19 protein-coding genes and 1 other RNA gene are annotated in these 19,483 nt (G+C 40.0%); 5 read left to right on the top strand and 15 right to left on the bottom strand.

Going from position 1 to position 19,483, the window contains the following annotated elements:
* Window positions 1-3 precede the first annotated feature (3 nt).
* Together GRFL_RS02705 and GRFL_RS02700 are read left to right on the top strand one after the other, a co-directional pair.
* On the top strand, window positions 4-2,052 hold the full coding sequence (locus tag GRFL_RS02705; protein WP_083643173.1) for an ATP-binding protein: 2,049 nt from the start codon (window positions 4-6) through the stop codon (window positions 2,050-2,052).
* Window positions 2,053-2,128: 76 nt separating this feature from the next.
* A complete protein-coding gene (locus GRFL_RS02700; protein ID WP_206601048.1) occupies window positions 2,129-2,542 on the top strand; it encodes a hypothetical protein in 414 nt (137 codons plus the stop codon).
* 190 nt (window positions 2,543-2,732) lie between these two features.
* On the opposite strand, the gene GRFL_RS02695 is transcribed toward GRFL_RS02700, so the two are convergent.
* Together GRFL_RS02695 and ssrA are read right to left on the bottom strand one after the other, a co-directional pair.
* Window positions 2,733-3,992 (bottom strand): site-specific integrase, encoded by a 1,260-nt coding sequence (locus GRFL_RS02695; protein ID WP_083645929.1) that lies wholly within the window; start codon window positions 3,990-3,992, stop codon window positions 2,733-2,735.
* A 248-nt stretch (window positions 3,993-4,240) separates the two neighbouring features.
* Window positions 4,241-4,639, bottom strand: a transfer-messenger RNA (tmRNA) gene (gene ssrA / locus GRFL_RS02690).
* A gap of 373 nt (window positions 4,640-5,012) precedes the next feature.
* Between ssrA and GRFL_RS02685 the strand changes: the two genes are divergently transcribed.
* From GRFL_RS02685 to GRFL_RS02675, 3 genes are all read left to right on the top strand, one after another.
* Entirely contained in the window at window positions 5,013-6,242 is a 1,230-nt protein-coding gene (locus GRFL_RS02685) for an NAD(P)-dependent oxidoreductase (RefSeq protein WP_083643172.1), read from the top strand.
* Window positions 6,226-7,062, top strand: coding sequence for an endonuclease/exonuclease/phosphatase family protein (locus GRFL_RS02680; RefSeq protein WP_083645928.1), 837 nt, complete (start codon window positions 6,226-6,228; stop codon window positions 7,060-7,062). The genes GRFL_RS02685 and GRFL_RS02680 overlap by 17 nt, the downstream gene beginning before the upstream one ends.
* Before the next feature lie 69 nt (window positions 7,063-7,131).
* Entirely contained in the window at window positions 7,132-9,120 is a 1,989-nt protein-coding gene (locus GRFL_RS02675) for an alpha/beta hydrolase family protein (protein ID WP_083643171.1), read from the top strand.
* On the opposite strand, the gene GRFL_RS02670 is transcribed toward GRFL_RS02675, so the two are convergent.
* The 13 genes from GRFL_RS02670 to GRFL_RS02615 form a co-directional block, all read right to left on the bottom strand.
* A complete protein-coding gene (locus tag GRFL_RS02670) occupies window positions 9,088-9,483 on the bottom strand; it encodes a ribosomal maturation YjgA family protein (protein WP_083643170.1) in 396 nt (131 codons plus the stop codon). The genes GRFL_RS02675 and GRFL_RS02670 overlap by 33 nt on opposite strands.
* The gene (locus GRFL_RS02665; RefSeq protein WP_158091602.1) at window positions 9,470-10,111 is read right to left on the bottom strand and encodes a DUF1361 domain-containing protein; all 642 of its coding nucleotides are present in this window, start codon (window positions 10,109-10,111) and stop codon (window positions 9,470-9,472) included. Before GRFL_RS02665 ends, GRFL_RS02670 begins: the two co-directional genes overlap by 14 nt.
* Before the next feature lies 1 nt (window position 10,112).
* The gene (locus GRFL_RS02660; protein WP_083643168.1) at window positions 10,113-10,835 is read right to left on the bottom strand and encodes a DoxX family protein; all 723 of its coding nucleotides are present in this window, start codon (window positions 10,833-10,835) and stop codon (window positions 10,113-10,115) included.
* A gap of 2 nt (window positions 10,836-10,837) precedes the next feature.
* On the bottom strand, window positions 10,838-12,214 hold the full coding sequence (gene creD / locus GRFL_RS02655) for a cell envelope integrity protein CreD (RefSeq protein WP_083643167.1): 1,377 nt from the start codon (window positions 12,212-12,214) through the stop codon (window positions 10,838-10,840).
* Window positions 12,215-12,232: 18 nt separating this feature from the next.
* Window positions 12,233-13,006, bottom strand: a complete 774-nt coding sequence (locus tag GRFL_RS02650; protein ID WP_083643166.1) for an oxygenase MpaB family protein — start codon at window positions 13,004-13,006, stop codon at window positions 12,233-12,235.
* Window positions 13,003-13,302 carry a hypothetical protein gene (locus tag GRFL_RS02645; RefSeq protein ID WP_083643165.1) on the bottom strand — a complete coding sequence of 100 codons (300 nt, stop codon included), beginning with the start codon at window positions 13,300-13,302 and terminating at the stop codon, window positions 13,003-13,005. Before GRFL_RS02645 ends, GRFL_RS02650 begins: the two co-directional genes overlap by 4 nt.
* A gap of 12 nt (window positions 13,303-13,314) precedes the next feature.
* Window positions 13,315-13,599, bottom strand: a complete 285-nt coding sequence (locus tag GRFL_RS02640; protein WP_083643164.1) for a hypothetical protein — start codon at window positions 13,597-13,599, stop codon at window positions 13,315-13,317.
* Window positions 13,596-13,805, bottom strand: a complete 210-nt coding sequence (locus GRFL_RS17980; protein WP_139839191.1) for a hypothetical protein — start codon at window positions 13,803-13,805, stop codon at window positions 13,596-13,598. Before GRFL_RS17980 ends, GRFL_RS02640 begins: the two co-directional genes overlap by 4 nt.
* A 64-nt stretch (window positions 13,806-13,869) precedes the next feature.
* A complete protein-coding gene (locus GRFL_RS02635; protein WP_083643163.1) occupies window positions 13,870-14,187 on the bottom strand; it encodes a winged helix-turn-helix domain-containing protein in 318 nt (105 codons plus the stop codon).
* Complete coding sequence (locus GRFL_RS02630; RefSeq protein WP_083643162.1) at window positions 14,188-14,826, bottom strand: hypothetical protein; 639 nt, start codon at window positions 14,824-14,826, stop codon at window positions 14,188-14,190. It abuts the gene before it with no gap.
* 118 nt (window positions 14,827-14,944) lie between these two features.
* Window positions 14,945-16,873 carry a TlpA disulfide reductase family protein gene (locus GRFL_RS02625; protein ID WP_083643161.1) on the bottom strand — a complete coding sequence of 643 codons (1,929 nt, stop codon included), beginning with the start codon at window positions 16,871-16,873 and terminating at the stop codon, window positions 14,945-14,947.
* Window positions 16,874-16,992: 119 nt separating this feature from the next.
* The gene (locus GRFL_RS02620) at window positions 16,993-17,847 is read right to left on the bottom strand and encodes a universal stress protein (RefSeq protein WP_083643160.1); all 855 of its coding nucleotides are present in this window, start codon (window positions 17,845-17,847) and stop codon (window positions 16,993-16,995) included.
* Window positions 17,844-19,472, bottom strand: a complete 1,629-nt coding sequence (locus tag GRFL_RS02615; protein WP_083643159.1) for a BCCT family transporter — start codon at window positions 19,470-19,472, stop codon at window positions 17,844-17,846. Before GRFL_RS02615 ends, GRFL_RS02620 begins: the two co-directional genes overlap by 4 nt.
* Window positions 19,473-19,483: the final 11 nt, after the last annotated feature.

Raw genomic sequence — 19,483 nt, 5'->3', positions numbered from 1 at the left:
AAAATGAAATCAACAACCAAAAAAATAACTACAAATACCAGGGTTATAAAAGAACTTCTAACAAAGTATAAAGATACATTTCAAGCATTTCGTGAGCTAATAAATAATTCGATTCAAGCTGACTCAAAAAATATTGAAATCAACCTTGAATACGTAAATGAAGCAAATATTAAGTCACCAATAAAGAGGATTGAAATTAAAGATGATGGTTATGGAGTTCCTTTTAACGAATTCGATAATAGAGTTTTAGAAATAGGAACAACTGTAAAAGCCAGTGGACAAGGAATAGGTAGGTTTAGCGCTCTTCAAATTGGAGAGTTAATGCATATTGAAACTATCGGATTTGATAGTGAAAAAAAACAATTTTCCAAAACGAAATTCAGTATTGATACCTTAGATTTTAATGATGCACAATTACAGGAAACTGAATTTAAGGTTGATTACGAGTATCTTGAAACGAAACAAAACCCTTATTACAAAGTAATAATTGAACAATTACATCATAATAAGCAAGAAAATATTGCAAAAAGGAATAGAATACACGAAAACTTCCTTCAGCAAAATATTAGTCAAGCAATTTTCGAACACTACCCATACGAAATATTCCACAACACTGTAAACTTTATTATCAATGGACACATACTCAGAAGAGAACAGTTCGTTATTGGTAAACCATCGAAAAAGACAATAAATTACACTGATAAAAAGGGTAAAACCCATCAACTTAATTTTTACTTCTACAATATTAAATCATCACTTAAAAAAGTAAAAGTGTTTTTTCAAACTGATAATGCAGGTTTAAAAAGTGTAGCGCATGAATACACATATTCTTCGGATTGGTATACGCCTGATCTAGGTACTTGGTTTATATATATTGAATCGGCAATGCTTAATACAGATTTGTTCAGGAATTTGGATATTGAAACACTTGGCGAAACAGAAATAAAAAATCTCAAAAATACAATTAAAGAAGCCATCAACCATTTCTTTAAAGCTAAAAACAAAAGATTTGAAAAATTCTTAAATAGCCTAGAAAGAGATAAATATTATCCCTATCAAGATAATAGTCAACCAGCATCTAAATCTCAAGAAGTACTATTCAAGAAAGTTGCATACCTGTTGGAAGATGAGCATAGATTAATCCAGAGAGATGACAAAATTCGGAATTTCTTATATCCCTTATTAGACAAAGCTATATCAAATGGTAATATCGAATATATATTTAAAAAACTTTTGAAACTATCAGATGAAAATTTGGAAAAGTTCCATAATCTACTGGAAAAAACTGATCTCGAAGATGTTGTGCACTTTGCTAGTGTAGTAGCACAGAAATCCGAATTTCTTGATTTTCTTCATGAATTGACCTATGGTGGGATCTCAAAACATTTAAAAGAACGAAGTCAACTTCATAAAATAGTAGAAAATGAATTGTGGCTTTTTGGAGAAAATTATAATGGGATTCCTCAATTATGGTCGGATAAAAAAATAGGAAATATTCTAGAAGAATTAAGAACAAAGTTTTTCAATTATGAACCTACAGAAGAGGACGATAATTTGATTGAATTAGACGATCGAGGATTAAATGATATTACAGATTTATTTTTTTTCAATGAAAAAATAACTGATTCTAACGTAAAAGAAATAATGGTGGTAGAATTAAAGGCTCCAAAATGTTCTATAAGTAAAAAAGAATTAAATCAAATCGATGAATACGCTTTTACAATTGAACAACATTCTGCCTTACCTAATGAAAAAGTTAAATACAAGCTATTATTGATTTCATCGAAACTTACTAAATATGCTAAATCTCAAGTTAAATCCAGGAGAGCGAATTTTCCAGATAAGCCTTATTTATATGATGTGAAAACCGAGAAAAACATTGAAGTTTATGTGATGGAATGGTCTGAATTAATTGAACAGAACAAACGCAAATTAGGATATCTTTCAAATAAACTAAACATTAAAGACAAATCAGTTAAAACCAAATTTGAAGATGAATATTCCGATTTGATTGATGAAAAAATTTCGTCTCAGTTAAGATTGGTTAAATAATAAGCTGGAAAACAATGGTTAATCATTTAAAAGGATATTACAGAAAAAGGTTAATTATAGAATCACAGAATAAAATATGAAGTTTCAATTTCAATATAGATTATCTAAAAATCAAAAGAGTGAAATAGCTCAAAATCTAATTGAAATTTTACAGAAAGATGCTAAGATAGCTGAACAAACTATAACATTTATTTCTAATTGGATTCTTACTGGGCCTGAAGAAAAAAGGAAAGCATTCTTCGACGTATGGGATATTGTATTAAAAAACTATTTACCAACAACAAGACCGATCTTGTTTAGGTCCTGTGAACGAATTAGCAAAAGAAATAAAATAACTAGTTTCACGGGACGATTAGAATCTGCAAAAAGATTTAGTGAAGGGACTGGTGCGTTGATAATATGTGATACTAAGAAAGCCTTAGATTTGAAGAGGAATTGTACAGGGCAGGGAATTATAAACATACATTCTACCCACTCGTTAGTATCTTAAAAAAAGCAAAAAGTTCTGGAGGTTGTGGATTTTCTGAAATAATTTTGAATAATCATGTAAGGGAAGACGAATGCATTATGAGAATGGAGTTCGAAAATATGTCAAAATTAAGATGGATTCAAAATAACTTTTAAAGAAAATAAGCTAACCTATAATGTTAGTTAAAACCTTATAATGAAAGATTAGAATTTTATTTCTTTCTATTTTTTTTGAAAGAAGGATTCTTAGCTTCTTTTCTCGCCAATTTAAGTTTCAACATCTTCATATCATCACTAATCTTCCGGTCCACGATTTTAGCATAATGCTGGGTGGTTCTAAGATCCTGGTGGCCCAGCATCTTACTTACAGATTCTATTGGGACACCATTAGTAAGAGTTATGGTTGTGGCAAAAGTGTGACGGGCCAGGTGAGTGGTTAGCGGTTTCTTTATGCCACATAGTGCCGCAATCTCTTTTAAAAAGGCGTTGGATTTCTGGTTGCTTAAAACTGGCAAGACATACTTCCCGTCTTTAACTTCCGGGTGGTCTTTATAACGATTCAGAATTTCTTCGGCAACGGGTAGGAGAGGGATGCTGCTCAGCGATTTGGTTTTGGTTCTTTTAATTCGAATCCATTTCCCGCCGTCTATGCCTTTGGTAATATCTGCACGGCTCAATTTTTTAACGTCAGAATATGCCAATCCGGTATAACAGCTAAACACAAACATGTCCCTCACCAGTTTTAGCCTATCCAGGTGAAGATCTTTATTGATTAGCTTCTGTACTTCCTCTTCATTTAAAAATTCCCGTTCCACCGTTTCAAACTGCACTTTATAATTATAGAAAGGATCACGATCCATCCACTGGTTAGCCAGGGCGATTCGAATGATCTTTTTGAAATTGTTTACATACTTCAGGGCAGAGTTATGGTTACATTCTCTTTTAGTCTTAAGAAAATACTCGAATTTGGTGATAAACTGGTGGTTGATATCATTCATCGGGTAATCTGGAGCTTTCAATTCTTCATTTATGAATTGCTCTACATGGTTATAACAGGTCCAGTATCGCTTTGCGGTGCTTTTGGAGATGCTTTTACCAGAAAGCCGATCCATTTGTTCATTATGCTCATTAAATACCTCCAGGGTCATTTTAGGCTTCTTTTTATTTACTCCTTTAAATTCATCAAGTATGCTTTTTGAAGAAATAGATTTTTTCTTTTCAATGAGTTCCTGGTGTATATTCTTGATTCTATTCTTAATTACATTGATATAATTATTCAATTCTATCGCTTCAGGGCTTTTTCCCAGCATTTTTTCAGATTTCGAATGCCATTTCCTGGGATCCACTTTGCGGTTAATAGTCATGGCAGATCGCTTATTATCTACCGATATTCTTACGTAAATATCACTCTCAGAAGATTTGTTGCTTCTGCTTTTTCGAAGGTAAAAACTAAGTTGGTAAGAAGTGCTCATATTTTTGGTCATAAAATTGGCACTTAAAGTAGTGAAAAATGATATACGAAATGAAACTTTAATATTTTGTAAAGAATTGAAATTAAGGGGTTTTGGGTGGTTCTGGTTACCAATTTTGTTGGAAAAAATTGGTAACCGGATTGGTCACCAAAATTGTGCAATTATTTGATATTAAAAGACATCCTTAAAAATGAAAAACCCCGTAAATCCTGGGATTTCGGGGTTTTTGATTGAGATTGATACTCAAAAAGTGGAGTCGGAGGGGTTCGAACCCTCGTCCAAACAAGCAATTCAGAAGCTTTCTACACGTTTAGTTTTCATTTGATTGTCGATGCAAAGCCGGCCGAAAACCACCAACTCTACACGTATCCTCCATTAAATTTCAGAAACTCATCAAGGCCCTGAGCTCCCTATATTTACTTTATCGGTGCCTCTGGTGCGGGCGCCGTAAATCAAGGCTCCCGCGAGACATCTTGGCTCTCTACCTTGTAGAGACTAAGCAAAACCTACTATGATTCGGTTACGCAGCCAAGGCGTAGTTATTCTCGCCGTTTAAAAAGTGTGAAATATGAGATTTACGAGCTATATCCCAGCGCTCGACGTGCTTACAACTCAATTAGACTCGCTGTCAAAACCAAGTCGACCCCATAAAATAATGAACATCTTCTTTGCCGCTATAATTATAATTATGCGGGCGTTCCGCTCCGGCTATCGCCGTCGCGGCGGGCTATTCGCTTCAATCTTTAAAGATGATTTTTCGCTTTAGCTCAAAATTACTGTGTAATTTCTCGCCTTCGCTCGCAATACCTTTAAAGAATTTCCGCTGCTATCCCTAACGCAAAATTTTTAAACAGGATTAGAAACTAAAATTTTCAGCCTGCCTGTTAGCAGAAAAATCCTGTTCAAAACTCCAGATTTTCAAAGAATACCAACCAGAGATTCCGGTTGGGCCAGCAAAGATACAGATTTAAATTCATATCTTTGAGACACTTCATAATTGAACAAAACCTATACCAGAGTATGATCACATTTGCCCTTATCAAAGAGCGAAAGACTCCACCAGACCGTCGCGTCGTATTTTCACCAAAGATGCTTAAAAAAGCAGCCACGAAATTTCCTGAAGCACAGTTCATTGTGGAGAAATCTGATATTCGGGTATTTACAGATGCCGATTATGAAAAAGAAGGTTTTCAGGTACTGGAAGATGTGTCAGGTGCCGATGTCATGATTGGTGTCAAGGAAGTTCCGTTACCGGCACTCATTCCAGATAAAAAGTATTTCTTCTTTTCTCATACCATTAAAAAACAGCCTTATAATCGTGATCTGTTGCGAGAAATCCTGGCAAAGAATATCGAATTATATGATCATGAAGTGATCACCGACGAGAAGTCTGCCAGGCTCATCGGTTTCGGTCGGTATGCCGGGCTGGTAGGTGCCTATAATGGCATCAGGCTAATTGGGATAAAAGAAAATCTATTTAACCTGCCAAAAGCCGAAAGTCTGCCAGACCTTGATGCCATGCTATCAGAATTGGATAAAATTCAGTTGCCAAATTATAAGTTCGTTTTGACCGGAAGTGGTAAAGTGGCTCATGGAGCAAAAGAGATTCTCGACCATATGAACGTGCGAAAAGTTGAGGTAACCGAATACCTGGAAAAGGATTTTGATGAGCCTGTTTATTGCCTTATCGATGTGTTGGATTACGGTAAAAGAGTAGATGGTACTACAGGTTCGCGTGAAGAATTTTACAAGCATCCGGAAAATTATGTATCCGACTTTTTCAAATTTGCCAAAGTGAGCGACGTTTTTATTGCGGGACATTTCTACGGGCAGGGCGCGCCGGTATTTTTTACACCGGAGGAAGCAAAAAGCAAAGACTTCAGAATAAAATATGTAACTGACATTTCCTGCGATATTGCCGGTCCGGTAGCTTCAACCATTCGGCCGTCCACCATCGCAGAGCCATTTTACGGCTACGATTCACAGACAGAGGCAGAATGTGATTTCCGTAATGAAAATGCGATCGCGGTGATGGCAGTAGATAACCTGCCGTGTGAACTGCCAAAAGATGCCAGTGAAGGTTTTGGGCAAATGTTCCTGAAATCTGTCATTCCAGCCTTTTTTAATGATGATGAAAACGGAATTCTGGAGCGTGCGCGTATGACGCAAAACGGGAAACTAACCTCAAGATTTGAATACTTAGAAGATTATGTACAAGGTAAAATCCACGAACATGAAGGTTTTGAATAAACTCATATTAATTTTAGCGATCCTGATCACCGGTTCCATGCTGGGGCAGGAGGTAAAATTGATGACCTATAATATCAAATATGCTAATGAAAATGATGGTGAGAACAGCTGGTCGAAGCGCCAGGAATTTATCACCAATCAGCTGAAATTCTATGAGCCGGATCTGTTCGGGGTTCAGGAAGCATTAAAAGTACAGATGGATCATTTTAAAGATTCACTGAACGGCTATGATTATATAGGAGTGGGCCGTGAAGATGGTAAGGAACAGGGAGAATACTCGGCAATTTTCTACAAAGCCGATCAATATAAAGTTCTGGAGTCGGGAACATTCTGGTTATCTCAAACTCCTGAAAAAGTTTCCACCGGCTGGGATGCGGCCTTGCCAAGAATCTGCACCTATGGCCTTTTTGAAGAAACTGAAACAGGTAAAAAATTCTGGTATTTCAATACCCATTTCGATCATATTGGAGTGGAAGCCAGAACGAACAGTGCACAACTGATCCTGGATAAAATTTCAGCGATCAATACGGAAGATCTTCCGGTATTTCTTTCAGGAGATTTCAACCTCGAACCAGATTCAGAAGGAATTCAGCTTATCAAGAAGACTTTAGGTGATTCCAAGGAAATCGCTAAAACAGTATCTTACGGATCTGACGGTACTTTTAACGGATTCAATTTTGAAGAAGCAGTGACCAGGCGAATCGATTACATCTTTGTAAATGATCAAGTCCAGATCGAGAAATACGGTGTGCTCAGTGATTCCAAAATGAAGCTGTATCCATCTGATCATTTTCCGGTGATGATCATTTCGAAAATATGATTTTTTAGCCCTGTGAGTTAGTTTCGGGTAATTGTTTCAAATTCCTATATTTGGCCATATTTAAATCTTATGGTCAAATATTTACTGGCACTGCTCATTTTGAGCACCAATATTTTATTCGCGCAAAAAGATTCAGTATCCAATAAAATTCCCGCTGATCTCTTCTTCGAAAAAAATCTCAAATCGGAATTCTGTATATCTCAAGACGGGAAACTATATGCTGAAATCTTTGAGAATAATAATAGCTTTAAGTTGCGGGTTATAGATATCGATGATTATGTTGTTCTGGAGACTATTCCGTTGAGTGATAAAAAAATTTATAATCTGAATTGGCTCAATACAAACACCCTTATTTTTGAAACATACGGAAGAATTTATGTGATCGATAAGGACGGCTCTAATATGAGGATGTTAGCCGGTAATATTGATTATGAGAATAGCAGCAGTAATTTCAGTAAAAAAATTCGCTTTACAGAAATTCTGCATCTATTGCCCGAGAAGGAAGATGAGATATTGATTGAGGCTCATGATTTTTATGGCTATTCTAATGTTGAAACATTGAATCTCTTTACTGGTGAACGTACAGTTGTTGCCAATGGTAGAGATAATGACATGAATACCTGGTTTATTGGACCAAAAGGCCGTGTTCGCCTTGGAGCAAAACTAACAGAGGAAGGGTTTGAGTATTTTCAAAAGGATTACCATTATGATGAAATGCAACCGGTAAAATTTCAGATCAATTCCAAACATTACAGCATGGATACTAAAGGCAAAAGTATCATGAATAGGGAATTGAGCTTGGAAGAATTTGGTTATGATGAGAATGTTGTTTATCTCAATTCTACTATAGATTCAGATAAAAGAATTCTGATCAAGTATGATCTTCAGAAACGAGTGGTCATTGATACAATCATGAAAGATGCAACGTATGATGTTGGTAACTTTTACGGAAATGACTTGAATCTATTTTTCAATGACGACACACAATCGCTTGCGGGATTAAGGTTTGAAGCAATGACTCCAAGTTATAAATGGTTTGATGCTAATTATGAGAAAGCACATACTATTTTGCTTAATAAATACAGCGCCTATTTCCATGATTTTATTGGTGTAGATGATAGTCGGGAAACTTTTTTGGTACATCAATGGAGCGAAAGAAGGCCTGGAAATATTTGTGTACTAAAAACAAAAGATTCTTCTTACACAGTAATGGCAGTAATGAACGAGGAGCTAAGCAAATATAACTTAACCTCTGTAAGACCATTTGTTTTCAAAACAAGAGACTCTGTTCAGGTTTCTGGTTATATCAATTTACCAGATGATTATGCGAAGGGAAAGCCTGTTTCACTAGTAGTGATACCTCATGTTTGGCCTTGGGCACGCGATTATTTTAATCTGGATGGATTCTCTCAATATTTTGCGAATAGAGGTTATGTTACCCTAAGGGTTAATTTTCGCGGTTCTATAGGTTTTGGGAAGAAATTTTTAGAAGCAGGAGTAGGGGGATTGGACAGTGTGATGATAGATGATATCATAGATGGAACAAAAGCGGCTATTTCCAGTTACCAGATCGATGCGTCAAATGTGTTTATTTTTGGTCATAGTTATGGCGGCTATGCGGCTTATATGAGTTTGATTCGTTACCCCGGAATCTTCAATAGTGCTGTGATACTTTCAGCGCCTACAGATCTAAAATTGGCCATGAAAGAAATGAAACAGGAAGATATTCGTTTCGGATATGATTTCTGGAATACCGCTCTTGGAGATAAGAATAATAAATATCTAAAAGAAATTTCACCAATTAATTATGCTTCAAAACTTAATGCGCCAATGTTAATTATTCATGGACGCTTTGACAAAACTGTTTCACTGAGCCAGGCTGAAAATATGGAAGAGGCTTTGAAAGCGAACAATAAAGATGTGGAATTGAGAATAATTGAGAATGTTGGTCATAGTCTGGAAGACAGTAAAAGCATGGGATATATTTTAGAGATGTCTGATCAGTTTTTTGAAAAGCATACAGATTCAAATTCTGCCAAAACCATTTCTGGAAAATAAAAATTCCAGCAATCCCGTAAAGACAATTCCAAGAAAATAAGCCAGCAGATCCCAGGCAGAAAAGCTGCTTCCGAGGATGATCATGACGATCTTCGGTGGTTGGTATTGCAGTACTTTGACGATATTGATCAATTGGAAAAATTCAACAGCAAACGAAAAAAGCAATACTGCGAATAAGCCTTTTACAACTGAAATCCTGCTGATCATCATCAAAAAAGTATAGATCAGGATCACCACCAGGAAATCACCTAAATATGGTCTTACAAACTTATCTCGTACCCAAACTGCAATAAAAATTTCGATGATCAGCAGTACCATACAAGCTGCAAAATAGGTTTTTTTAGACTTTCTATTCAGAGGCATTTTTTGGGTTTAGGTGCAGATAAATATAATAAAGACCGGTAAGCATCAGCCCGAAAATTAAAGTGAACAGCCAGACTTCGAGATGGCGAACAGGAAATCTTAAGAAACTGAAACAGTCCTCCAAAAGATTGTAAGGATCGCTCAGAAGATTCCAGGAATTGTACCGTAAAAATCTTCCGAGGTAAATTCCGAAGGAACAGAGAAACAGCACACCAATTTTTATAAGCCAGCTTATAGTTTTGGGAATCAGTATTTCAAATTTTTGTTCCATATGTTGTATCGATTTGAAACCAAGCCAGCAGCAGAGTACTGCGAAACTGCCAATTATGAAAACATCAAAATAGGGCCGATTGGAATTTTGCAGATGGATCAGGTTTGTCACCACATAAAAACTGTTCGGGAGGAACAGCAGCCACAGCATGCCCAGTATACCTGTTGCCATGAAATTTTCGGTTTTGCTTATAAACTCTGAAAGCAAAAAAGGGATTCCTGCCAAAAATAAATTCCAGATCAGGAAAAAATAATAATATTCCAGGCTAATAACAAAGCGGAAAAGCACCAGGAAGCAACAGCAACTTCCGGCCAGAAGCAGTGTTTTATGACGGTTGAGATAAGTATATACGTTCATGTTATTTGGAAAATTTGGTTCCGTATGCTTCCAGGCAGTTCTCGAGAGAATTGCCATTTTCGTGGATGCACTCACAAAAAGATTTACAGGCCTCCGGATTACTGCTGTCAGGGCATTGCGTTAGGCATTCCGGAAAAGAATTTCTCGGCATATTCGCTTTTTGGCTCATGGTAAAAATTAGTCCTACCACGATCACTAAAGTCACCAAAATCATAGTCAGAAATTTGAAAGGAAATCGATTCGTTTGGCTGTAGATTTCGGGAAAGGCAGCTTTTATAGTTGTGGGTCTATGCGGAAGCACATACTTCCAACGATGAAAATCCCAGCAGATCAGGTATAAATTTGCCAAAACCATTAGCGGAGTGGTGAGCACAGAACCTTCAAATCTTACCGCGTAAGAAAGAATACAGATATTCAGAATGATCGGGAAATAAAGTATGGCTCCAAGCAATGCCGTGCGGGGGACCAGGAGCAACAGGCCGGCGAGCATTTGCGCCACACCAATAAAGGTGTAGTAAAAACCCGTGTGATAAAGTGCCTCCAGGTAATGCCCCATCGGGTGGTTATTGGAGAGCGAGGTAAATCGCTCTCCAATAACCTTTGTGAGACCGGCCATCAAAAATGCATAGGCCAGGGCTATCCGAAGAAAAGTGGTGAAAAACCGCATCCATTTATTTCTTCTGATATCGCCATGGAATTGCTCAAAACTGCTTAGAATATTCATTTTTAATAATTATTCCAGTCAATTTTTCTCGACACATACATCACACCTGCAAGGATACAGAACAGGCCAATGCTGCCAACCAGCAGGGCATAACTCTCCAGCTGAATGATCACGTAAATGAACGAATAGAGGGCTAGCAGGGAAATACCAATGAAAATTGGGAATTTCCAGGTTTGCAGGATACTTTTGGAGTAAAGGCTGATCATCAGGATCACAGAAATTCCCGCAATAAGGTAAGCTTTCAGGAAACTGCTATGTTCAGAAATGGAAATCAGTAAGGTGTAGAACATCACGAGTCCCAGGCCGATCATTAAATACTGGAACGGATGAATCGGGATTTTACTTAATGTCTGGATCAGGAAAAATAGCAAAAATGTGAGACCTATTACCAGGAATCCGTATTTCGTAGCCCGTTCGCTTTTCTGGTATTCATCTACCGGAACCATGAAATTCACCCCGAAGGCATATTCGGTAAGATCGGGTAGAGTTTTGTTGAACTCCTGCGGAAATGGCCGATTGATATCCAGGATCTTCCATTTGGCGGCAAAACCTTCCTCGCTCAGCTTGTCTTCATTATACGGAAGGAAATTTCCAGTGAAACTGCTGGTTTTCCAGTTCGACTGTATATGTGCTTCCGTGGTTTTTCCAACCGGAACAAAAGCGATCTCGTTGCTGCCGTTCACCGAAAGTTCCATCCGGAACTCCAGCGCTTTTTCTGAAGTAAGCTTGGTTTCAGCCAGCACCGGACTTTCCATCAAATGCAGTTGGCGATTGGCCGGAGATTTTCCAGATTGCTGGTAGCGCGAAGTAAATTCATAATCTTTCCCATTAAATTTGATCTGTAACTGGTCATTTACCCCTTTCAAATTGGAAGTTTCAAATATCACCCGCGCCTTTTCCCATAATATATGCTCCTGCGGAATATCTTCTTCTGAAACTTCAGGCAGTTGAAAATTCCCGGAAAGGATGGTATGACTGGTATACACCGCGGTTTGATAGATTCCGCGTTTTTTGAGCTGTGGATCAACTTTGGAATCGATTTTCAGTTCTTCAGGAAATACATATAAATAATGAATCTCTGCCACGCTCTCCACCGAAGTGTCTTTATTGGCATTAATGATCTGTTTTTCGCGGAAACTGCGATAAGGGATCTTCAGAACAGGTCCAAAAACAGTGAGTTCTTCACCCCATTTATCGCTGATCTCCCCCACGACTTCCTGCTGTCGTGCCGCGCGTTCCCTGATGAGGTCCTGTACCATGAACAGCGGGATCATGAGAATGAGCGTAAGCATGCCCACCACGAACATCCTCGCGGTAATAGAATTCTTGAGCCAGTGAACAAAGCGGTTTCCATTCGGTTTTTGATTGAAATCGTTCATAATTGTTGATTTTGATGGTTAATGAGTACTGATGCGGTCAAGCGCGCGGATCTCTTTTTTATAATCGGAAGGCAGGATCATAGCCTTCAGAAATTCGTCCAGGTGAAAATTTCTGCTGAATTTGTAAGCGAATAGGAACAGGCTCAGGATTGAAAATTTCCGAAGTCCCAGCTGCTTTCTTACCACTTCCGGAAGGATGAGAATTTGAGTTTCCAGCAGCATCCGGTAGCGTGTCCAGCCTAAATGTTTGCGGTACTGCCGGTACAAATCATCTGTGAATTCTCCGCGCAGCAAATGCTGCTGAAGATGAAGGCTCCTGGATGTTTGATAATATTCAAAATTGACCGGGAGTTCCTGGATTCCCATTCGCAGGCCTACTTCCCAGAAAACTTTGAAAACTTCCTTTTTTTCAGAAATTTCCAGTGGTCTTTCCAGCAATTCGTAGGCTTTGATCGAATAGTCAATGAGCATAAAAAGTACGTCCCGGTAAGCCCACTGCGGGATATGGCTGCCGCGTTGCTGCCCTACGGAGGCGTGGATGCGATTCATATTTTCAATGGCACGCAGGGCTGTTTCTTTATCGGAAAAAACAATTTGACGTGCATAATCTACGGTGGAAAAAAGTCGGCCAAGCGGATCTTTCGGAAGTCTTCCCGTAAAATACAGCCAGTCTACGGCTTTATTCAGTGCAAATTCAGCTGAAGCTCCTGCAAATATGAACAGGATGGTATCGCTTTTTCCCCAGATTTCACGAACGATGGAATCTTCGGCTACAAAAAGTTCTTTTTTCATAATGTTTGATTGGATGAGATAAATGGTATTTCCGGATAATAACCTTCGGCTAAGGCACCGTAATGAAAGCAAATCCAAAGGAGCAAAAAGGCTAAGGCGATTTTGACAAAATTCGGGATCTGTATAGCAAACAGGTCCCGAAGTACGATGCTGGTTACCGGAAAGAATATGATCGAAAGGCACATGAACAGGATCCCGAGTGCCACATCATTTCCGCGGATTATGTTTAAAATACCAACACTGAGTAGCACCAAGGCCATCAACCTGCTCCAGATGTTTGAAAGATGAATATGCATGATCAGGCGTGTTTAGCTCCCGGCGAAAGGCGTTCCGAATATTCCAACTGCAAGCTCTGCCCAGATTAGAAAGAGGGCGAACAGGATGATCCCGCATGCAATAATGCGGCTTTTAGTGCTCGAGAATTTCCGAAGCGCCAGTTCAATGATGAGTGCCGTACCGAAAAGAAGGATTCCCATGATCACGAAATCACTGCTTTTCCAGTCGACTTCTGAAGTGAATTGCATCGCGATTAGCGGAATTAGCAGGATTCCAGCAGCTGCGGTTAGTAATAAAGGTAGTCTAAGAGTTTTCATAATTGTCTGTTTAATATTGAATGATGCTTGAAATAGGGGAGTAGGATGTAGATTCCTACCAGGAAAATGGCACCTGTTAGTATGGTGAGCGTTTGCGCGGATGGAAATTCCCAGTACGACGCGAGTGACACGTAGATCAAAAACCAAAGGATGAAAAGTTGGAAAACCCCAACCGCTATCAGTTTTAATAGTATGGATATTTTCATAGTTTCTTTTTATTTCAGTTTAATTTGAAGTACTTTGAAATTCAAAGTAAATAATTAAAAAAATTTAGTTCTTGTTCTCCAGATCTTTTGGTGCGCTGAGCAATTTCTCCAGGGCTTCCAGGTGTTCCTGGAAAGCTTTCTTGCCTTTTTCCGTAGCCAGGTAACGGGTATTGGGCTTACGGTTGATGAACGATTTTTCTACCTGTATGTAATTCTTTTTTTCCAAAGCCTTCGTATGACTGGCAATATTCCCATCTGTCGCTCCGAGCAATTCCTTCAGTGTTTTAAAGTCGGCAAATTCGTTAACCATAAGCACGCTCATAATCCCCAACCTGATGCGGTGGTCGAATGCTTTATTGATATTGCTGATGATATTCTTCATTTACGCGGCTTTCGCTTCGTATTTTCGGTACATCCAAATTCCGTAGACGATATGAAGGATTCCGAAACCGAGAGCCCAAAAATACAATCCATATCCCACAAACTGGGTAGCAATGATACCCAAAATCATATCTGCCAGGCCTAAATTCTGAAGATCGCCAAAAGTATACTTGCTGGCATTCATCAGGGAAATTCCGTAAAATATCAGCATTGCCGGGGCGATAAGTCCAACGATTCCCTGCTGAAGCAGAACCAGGCAGAAAAATCCGCCGGCGGCCAGTGGCACAAAAAAGTTGAAGAGCAGTCGCCTGCTCGTCGCATCCCAGATCTTTTGATTGTTTTTCCTGGCTTTCCGCGTCGTAAGGATCACCGCCGTCAAAATGGCCAGAACCATGACCCCAATCGCTACCAATACCAGCAAGGTCGTGAGGTCTGAATCGATAGGATGATCAATTGTTTCATAACTGGAAACGCTGGAAAATTTATAATTTTTCAGAATATATTGGGCAATAAGGGCTCCAATGATCGCATAGATCCCAGCGAATACTCCGGAAAGCCCACTCAGGGAAATGAATCGGGATGAGCGATTCATCATTTTTTTGATCTCTGAAATGTCCTGCAGATACTTTTCGTTATTCATTTTAAAGTACTTTGAAAAACAAAGTAAATAAATTTATTTGAATTTTACTTCCACCTTTTCAAAATTTTTAAAAAAAAAGCCCTCCGGTAGAGAGGGCTTCTTTTATTTCAGCAGGAAATCAGGCTTGTGGGGAAACTGGTTCTTCTAACAGTTCGATCATCATACCGATCTCCTGAAGCAGCTGGTCGTTGTTGCCATTATAACCCACCAATTTAAATTTCATTTTTCCATCGGGTCCAATAATAACCTTGGTAGGTATGCCGGTAATGGCGTAGTCACTGGCCGTCTTATACTTGTTACTGGTCTCGCTCGTCTTCTGGTCTATCACCACATGGAACGGATAGTCATTTTCAGAAATGAAATCGCTTAACTTATCCTTTCGGTCGGGCATATCTTCAAAAGTATCTACGAACAGGAACTCTACATTTTCGTCATTTCCATATTGTTCCACGGCCATCTTCATACCGGGAAAGGAGCGCTTGCAAGGTCCGCACCAGGTTGCCCAAAAATCCAGGATAACGGTTTTTCCTTTTAGATCGGCCAGGGTGATCTCGTTGCCTTCCAGGTCTTTCATCGTGAAAGCAGGAGCTTCTTCATCCAGCATTTGGTCCACCAGTTCTTCCTTGGCGTTTTCATTTGCCCGATCCTCGATCCCAGCCAGGTAAGTATCAAAATCTGCTTCAGATCCTTCATTTTGGATATAAGATTCCTTTAAATACTCCTTAATCTTTTCGGTTCCGCGATTCTGAGCCAGGATTTCTTCGGCTTTTTCCTGCGCCTTTTCATAGTTCTCGTTCGCGATCAGGAACTGTATATAACGCTCAGTCATCTCACCGGAAATCTGATCGGTATAGGCCTCTTCCATAATTTCCAGGGCTTTCTCCTTGTTACCCAGTTTGAACTCCGCAAAAGCATGGGTATCCTGGAACATGCGGGTGTTGTAATCCAGATCGTCTTCAAACTGACTTTTGGTATAAGATTCTGACTTTTCCTTCGGGTCATCTTTGACCTTTTTCAAAAGAGCTACCGATTTTTCTGAAATTTCCGCTGCCTGTTCAAGATCTTTATCCTGCGTCACCAGGTCCCATGCGACAGCGTTATAAAGTGAGGCGCGCAATTGCCGGTTTTCGATAGAATCAGCATAAGAGTAGAATTTTTCATAGTTCTTGTCTGCGGCATAATCGCGTGCGAGGTAATACGTCATGAATTCATAGGTCCTGTCTTTCGCTCCAACTTTTTCATTGAATTCGGCCAGGATTTTTTCGCGGTTGGCAATACCTTTTGTTTTGTAGAATTTGTCCTGATAATCGCTTTTTGCCAGGTCGCTCTTCGGAAAATTTTTGATGCCCAGTTGCGTGATAGAATCTGATTTGGATCGCTCGTTGTGCATTCGGTAAAACGTGGCAAGTTTGCTGTAATCTTCAGCCTGAAGAGAATCCTTACTTTCATAATAGGCAATTCTGGACTCGGTAAATTTTTGCCCTTTTTCTGAATTTTCGTTGTTGAGCAGGTATCCGTAGCGGGCATCATTTTGGTTCAGAAAATCTTCATCGCTTTCCATTTGTTTGGAGATCATGGCAACGGCTGAATCATTCTTGATATTATAGCGTTCTCCCTGGGAGGCGTAAAAGAATCCCATGCTTGCGTGGGCGCCGGCAACCGGTTGATTTTCCTCATCTTCCAGTGCGACGACGTAGCCTTTTTTATCGTTGGATTCCCATTTTTCGCCCCTCTTGAAATGGAAGCTTACAGCCTGAACACTATCTGGAATTTGCAATTTTCCCATCCATTTGGCAGAAGAATCTTTCAGCTCAATATCAACTGGATAGTAATTGGAGCCTACAAGATAGTAGGCATAGGCTTTAGGCGCCTCGGAGGAATCTCCATCTCGCTGGTAAGCAATTTCCACCTGGTCACCGGGTTTTAAATGGCTCTTTGACAGATGTAATTTGCCTATTTCCCTGCCCTGATCTTCTTCGGGTTGATCATTACAGGATACGGCGGCTGTTAGCAGTCCTGCCAACGCCAGGTAAGTCAATTTTTTCATAACGAATGGTATAGGTTGATGATTCCTAAAACTACAACTATTTAACGGCTTTCCAGCATTTTAACTGTTGCGATTAAAAATTATTATGAAATCGACTTATTTCTGCCAGAATTTTTGAATTATTTACAAACCCAGAGGGGAAGCGGAAGGTCGCTGTCAAAAAGTTCATCAGTCACACTTCCAACCAGTAAACTGGAAAAGATGTTCCCGCCTTTGTCACTTACCACCAGCAAATCGGCCTCATTTTTCATGGATTCTTCCAGTAACCTGGTCGAAACGCTGCTGTCTCGTCCGCGAATTATACGGGTTTCCATCAGGTCTTCGTTGTTTTTGCTCAGGAATTTGCTGAACTTTTCCCGGGTGTGTTTTTCGATCTTCGGAAGCATTTCTTCTTTGTCCAGATAAGGCGAAAACTGAATGGGCACATTGAAGACGTGAGCGGCCGTAAGCTGGGCCTGCAGTTTGTCTTTCAGAAAACGTCCAAGCTGTAAACTTTTTCGCGATTCTTTTGAAAAATCGGTCCCGATCCAGATGTTTTCGAGTTTTTCCGAAGCATTTTTAGGTATTGCCAGAATATCACATTTCATAAGCCGAAGGAGTTTGTCTGGAATCACGCCGGTACCGGTTTGATGGTCCTTATTCCCAACGATGAGCAGGTCAATAAGGTACTTGTTGGCGACATAATTAATGAGTGATTCGGTATAATGATCTTCAGAGATCAGGATTTCGGTTTCTGAAGTGGCCGAAAAATGGTTTTTCAGTTTGTCTTCAATTTCTTCGGTGATCAGCCCGTCCAGGTTTATGTCCTTCAGCTGCTCGGCAAAGAGTTCTGAAATTTCATATTTCTTGATGTTGTGAACAAAATAAACTTTTTCCAGCGAGAGTTTTTCCGCTAAAAAAGAGGCATATTCGATCAATTTCGTGTCTATTTCTGATAAATCTAAAGCGACCAGTACGTTTTTGATGTTTTTCATTGCTTTTCGGTATTAGTGGTCTTCAAATTTCTTTTTTTGACGATCTCCTGGACGATCTCTTCATAATTTTCCATCTGTTTCTGATCTTTCTTTTCATCCAGTTTCCGCAGGTCTTCCCGCAGGCCTTTATACAGGGAATAGCACATGATGAGTAGGATAATGGCAAATGGCAAACCGGTCACGATCGTAGCGGTTTGTAAGGCCTGAAGCCCCCCGCCAAGCAGTAAGGTTGCAGCCACCGCGCCTTCTGTGAGTGCCCAGAAAATACGCTGGCCCACCGGGGCATCTATCTTTCCGCCGGAAGTCAAACTGTCTATCACCAGCGAACCTGAATCAGAAGAAGTGATAAAGAAACCGGCGATGAGCAGAACGGCAACGATATTGATCACTGTGGTTAGAGGATAATCCTGGAAGAAAACAAACAGCGCCGTAGCGATGTCATTATCGATCGCCGTGGTGAGCGCATCATTCCCGCCCATAACCTGTTCTATCGCCGCGCTTCCAAAAGCCGACATCCAGAAAAAAGTTACCAGCGATGGTACGAGCAGTACTCCTAAAATAAATTCTCTAATCGTTCTTCCTTTGGAAATTCTCGCGATGAACATTCCCACGAAGGGAGACCATCCAATCCACCAGCCCCAGTAGAATACTGTCCAGTCATTTTGCCAGGAGGAGCCGGTAAAGGTTTCGCTCCAGGTTGCAAGGTGAAGAAAATTATACAGGTAGCTCCCCGTGTTTTCGATAAACGATCTAAAAATGAAAAGCGTTGGACCCAATACCAGTGCGAGAAGCAGCAGGACTACGGCAATTCGCATGTTCCATTCACTAAGCACCTTGACGCCTTTGTCTACTCCCAGAACTACGGAAGTGGTCGCGATAAGGGTAATCCCGGCAATGAGTAAAATTTGTGTGATGATCCCGTCTGCCAGCCCGAAAACATGGTTAAGACCGGAAGCGATCTGCTGCACACCAAAACCCAGCGAAGTCGCCAGGCCGAACAAAGTCGCCAGCACTGCAAAAATATCGATGATGTCACCGGTCCTTCCGTAGATGCGATCTCCAAGAAATGGGTAGAAAATAGAACGTATGGTGAGTGGCAAACCTCGAGAATAGGTAAAATAGGAGAGTGCCAGCCCCACGAGTGCATAGACTGCCCAGGGGTGTAATCCCCAGTGCAAAAAGGTGAAATTCATGGCTTCTTCCGCGGCTGCTGCGGTACCGGCTTCTGCCATAGGCGGACTGTTAAAATGCATCACCGGTTCACCTACACCGAAAAAGAGCAGGCCTATTCCCATTCCCGCACTGAAAAGCATCGCGAACCAGGAAAGTGTTTTGAATTCCGGTTTGGCTTTTTGTCCGCCGATCCGAAGATTTCCGAAGCGACTAAACGCCAGGAAGATCAGGAAAACCAGGAAGACGTTCACCGCCAGGATATAGAACCAGTCGGCATTATTGGCGACCCCGGTCTGGAGATCGCTAAAAAAACTTTCTGCACTTTCTTTAAAGATCAGTGTGAGAACGATACTTGCAACGATGATGATCGCCGAGGTAAAGAACACCGGGCCGTTTACCTCGAGACCGAAAATAGATTTCTTTTCATCGCTTCTGGTAATTTTTTCTGCCATAGTTTAATTTT

Origin of the sequence: Christiangramia flava JLT2011, assembly GCF_001951155.1 — a bacterium.
Lineage (GTDB): Bacteria > Bacteroidota > Bacteroidia > Flavobacteriales > Flavobacteriaceae > Christiangramia > Christiangramia flava.
Note: the sequence above shows the minus strand (reverse complement) of the source record. Positions and strands in the feature narration are given on the sequence as shown.